This is a genomic window from Devosia sp. (genome assembly GCF_036676215.1).
Lineage (GTDB): Bacteria > Pseudomonadota > Alphaproteobacteria > Rhizobiales > Devosiaceae > Devosia.
The window spans coordinates 1-3662 of record NZ_JAKFDJ010000158.1; the positions used below are offsets into that span (position 1 = coordinate 1).

A 3662-nucleotide genomic window follows, 5' to 3' on the forward strand; every position below is an offset into this window, starting at 1 on the left:
GTGACCCTGTCCCCGACCCTCCACCGCGTTACGCCCGCGCCGACCTCCACGAGCTCACCGGCAAGCTCGTGGCCGGGCACATGCGGGAACGAGATCTCTTCGTGTCCTGCCCAGGCGTGCCAGTCGCTGCGACACATGCCAGTGGCAACAACACGGACAACGACGCCACCAGCTGGAGCCGAGGGTCGCGGCACTTCTCGGACCTCCGGTCGAGACCCGGCAGCGGCGACCACCAGTGCGCGCATCGCCACATCGTCCCAGACAGAGGCAGGCGTCCGGCGCCGCGGGGCCTCGGATGACGCACGGCTCGACCGGGAGGCGCATGTCTTCTGACGCCGGGTGCTGACACACCCACGATTGCGGTACCTCCCGAGCAGTGCTTGTGCGCGGATCGATATTGGCGACCGCGCCCGCAGTGCGCGGCTTCGGCGGCGACCCGCGACTTTCCGCCGCGTGCGCGCCTGTGTCGGCGCGCGACGCCCCTCGGGAGTCGCAGAGATATCGAACTAGCGGATGCAGCCATTGCGCCGACCAGATCCGTCACGCGACGTCTAGGTCTGGGCAGGCGTGGCGACACGGCCGGCCCAGACCTAGAAGCCCCGGTCAGTGGACTTCGGCGCTCAGGGCCACGTCGAAGCCGGCACCGTTGCGTGCCAGCCCCATCAAGAGGATGCCGGCCCATTCAAGGGCATGGGTCATCTCGAGCCCTCCTGCGTCGAGGGGCCGCATGTCCAAGCTCTCCAGGAACGCCGCGACGCGTACCCTCGCCTCGTCGTTGTCGCCTGCGAGGAACGCGTCCAAGGGCCTGTCCTGGGCAAGGACATGGCCAAAGATCGTGTTGAACGCTTTCACCACGTGTGTGCCCTCGGGGGCGACTGCGGCGATCTGCTGGGCCACCGAGCGGCCTGGAGTGGTGACAATGCCGTTGGCATCGGCGTTGAACGGGTTGGTGATGTCCACGAGGATCTTGCCGGCCAGCGAATCGCCGTAGTGCGCGACCACGTCGACCGCGCCGGCGTACAGAACGGCGACGATGACGATGTCGCCCGCCGGCTTTTCCCCGTATGTGCCGATGGTGGCTCCGTTGCCGATTTGGTCGGCGACCGCCTGAGCCTTGGCGGTGTTGCGGCTCATGAGCTCGATGGTGTGGCCGCGCTTCGCCGCCCTGGTACCGATGGCGGTGGCCATGTTGCCTGATCCGATGATGCTGATGGTGGTCATGATGATCGTTCCTTTGTGTTGTGTGTGAGTTGGCGGTGCTGTTGAGGCGCGGCACGTTGGTGCCCGCCACGCGCTGTGGTCAGATCAGTCCGCCGACGATCTCGTCGAGTGGGTCGGGCTGGCCGGATTCTTGGTGGAACCGAGTGCCACCCCTGATCAGGGCACCGGTGAGGACGGCGCCCGCCCAGAAGGCGCCCGCGGCCCACCAGTAGCCGACCGTGAACCCGTGCACGGTGGCGTCAACGACAGCAGCGCTGCCGTGGTCGGCCAGGTAGTTGCTGTTGGCTGTTGCGACGAAGGTGCTGATCACGGCGATGCCGAGCGCCGCGCCGAGCTGCTGCGAGACGTTGTTGAGGGCGCCCGCAGCACCGGCGTCACGCGGTTCGACACCCATCTGCGCGAGCGCGACCGCTGAGACAATGGCCGACCCGATGCCGGCGCCAGCCAGGATCAACCCGGGAAGTACCCAGGCCGCGTAGTGACTGCTCGCGTCGGCCTGGGTCAGCAGCGCTGCCCCGGTTCCGCCGATGATCAAACCGCCGGCGACGATGGCGCGCATGGTCAGGCGCTGAACCAGCACGCTTTGGGTCAGCGTGGCGACCACGGCTACCGTCACCATCATCGGCAGGAACGCGAGTCCGGTCTTGATCGGCGAGTAGCCCAGTACGCCCTGGAAGTAGTAGGTCAGGAACAGGAACAGCGCGAATACACCTGCCTGACCCAGCAAGAGCGTCAGGAGGCCGGCACCGCGGTTACGGTCGGCGACCACGCGCAGCGGGACGAGCGGGTGGCGGTCAATCTTCTGGAACATCACGAAGGCGATGAGCAGGAGGCCGCCGCCGATGAGAGAGGCCAGGGTGATTGCCGCGTCCCAACCATCGGTCTCGGCTTTCGATGCTCCGAAGACCAACCCGAATACCCCCGCCGTTCCGAGGATCGTGCTCGGCACTGAAAGCTTGGGCTTGTTGGGCTCGGTGGAGTTGTGCAGCAGGGCGAGGGCACCGACGATCCCGACGACCGCGAAGACGACGTTGACGTACATGGTCCAGCGCCAGTTGGCATAGTCGGTCAGCACCCCACCCAGCAGCAGGCCGATTGCCGATGAACTCCCGGCGACGGCACCGAAGATCGCGAACGCCTTGTTCAGCTCCTTCAGGTCGGTGAAGATCACCATGATCAGCGACAACGCCGCAGGCGCCATGACCGCGGCGAAACCGCCCTGGACCGCGCGGGCCGCGATGAGCGTCTCGATGTTGGGGGCCGCGCCGCCCACAGCGGAGGCGATCGCGAACCCCACCAGACCCACGATGAACACGTTCTTGCGCCCGAACGCGTCGGCCAGCCGGCCCCCGAGCAGCAGCAAGCTACCGAAGGCCAGCAAGTAGGCAGTGACGACCCACCCGCGGGTGTCGTCGGAGAAGCCGAGGTCTGCCTGCACCGAGGGCAGGGCAACGTTCACGATGGTCGCATCCAGCAGCAGCATCATCTGGGCGATGAGAATGACGCCCAGAGCCAGCCAACGCCGCTCATGGTGGGGATTGGGCGGAGCGGCCAATTGCGCTCCGCCGGGCACGGGGGGCTCGATGGTGTTGGTGCTCATCTTCTTCACTCCTGGTGAGGTGTAGTCGGAGCGCCAAAGATGAGGCACCCCTCCGGTTGTTTGATATCTATAACCGGAGGGGTGCCTCATTCTATTCCGGAGGGATGCCTCAACTCAGCAGAAAGATTTGCGGTCATGAAAATCCCGCACCACGCAGAGGTGGCGGGACGGCCGATGCGCAGTGATAAGCGGAGGCTGCCCTCGACATCATTGGTAGAGTGGGAGAAGTGAGCGCGAGCGACGTTGAGCAGATGCGGAGGCCTCGGCGTCGCGACGCCCAAGAGCGCCGCGAGAAACTGATCGCCGCCGCGCAGCGCGAATTTGCCGCACACGGGGTGGACGCCTCCCTGGAGAAGATCGCCCGCGAAGCCGGGGTGTCCATCGGCACCCTCTACCGCCACTTCCCCACACGCCTGGACCTGCTCATGGCCGCCTTCAAGCCGCGGGTCGAGGAGTTCCTCGCTGGAGCGAAGAAGGCCCTGGAGATGGACCATCCGTGGGAGGCGTTCGTCTACTACCTGGAGAACCTGTTCAGCGTGCAGGCAGGAGACCGAGGTTTCAACGACTTTCTCTCCCGCCGCTTCACCGACAATGCTGAAACCGAGGACATCCACGACCAGATGTGCCGAGATATCGAGATGGTTCTCACGCGAGCGCAAGAAGCCGGCGAGGCTCGCCCGGACATCACGCAGGCCGACATCGTCAACCTCATCTGGTCAAACGGCCGGATCACCAGCGCCACCAGCGCCGCGGCACCAAACGCCTGGCGACGGAACCTCTACCTCATGCTCGACGCCTACCGGGCCAACCGGGCACATCCAATCCCCGAGCCGCCAATGAC

General features: G+C 65.9%; 4 protein-coding genes. 1 reads left to right on the forward strand and 3 read right to left on the reverse strand.

All coding sequences use genetic code 11. The features are described from left to right. The 3 genes from V6M52_RS20000 to V6M52_RS13455 all read right to left on the reverse strand — a co-directional run. Positions 1-245: alcohol dehydrogenase catalytic domain-containing protein (locus tag V6M52_RS20000; RefSeq protein WP_442881863.1), on the reverse strand; the 245-nt coding region annotated here is incomplete at its 3' end. 358 nt (positions 246-603) lie between these two features. Further along, on the reverse strand, positions 604-1221 hold the full coding sequence (locus V6M52_RS13450) for an NADPH-dependent F420 reductase (protein WP_332701384.1): 618 nt from the start codon (positions 1219-1221) through the stop codon (positions 604-606). Positions 1222-1300: 79 nt separating this feature from the next. After that, on the reverse strand, positions 1301-2821 hold the full coding sequence (locus V6M52_RS13455) for an MFS transporter (protein WP_332701385.1): 1521 nt from the start codon (positions 2819-2821) through the stop codon (positions 1301-1303). A gap of 227 nt (positions 2822-3048) precedes the next feature. Between V6M52_RS13455 and V6M52_RS13460 the strand changes: the two genes are divergently transcribed. After that, positions 3049-3662 (forward strand): TetR/AcrR family transcriptional regulator (locus V6M52_RS13460; protein WP_332701386.1); only part of this gene is annotated, 614 nt, incomplete at its 3' end.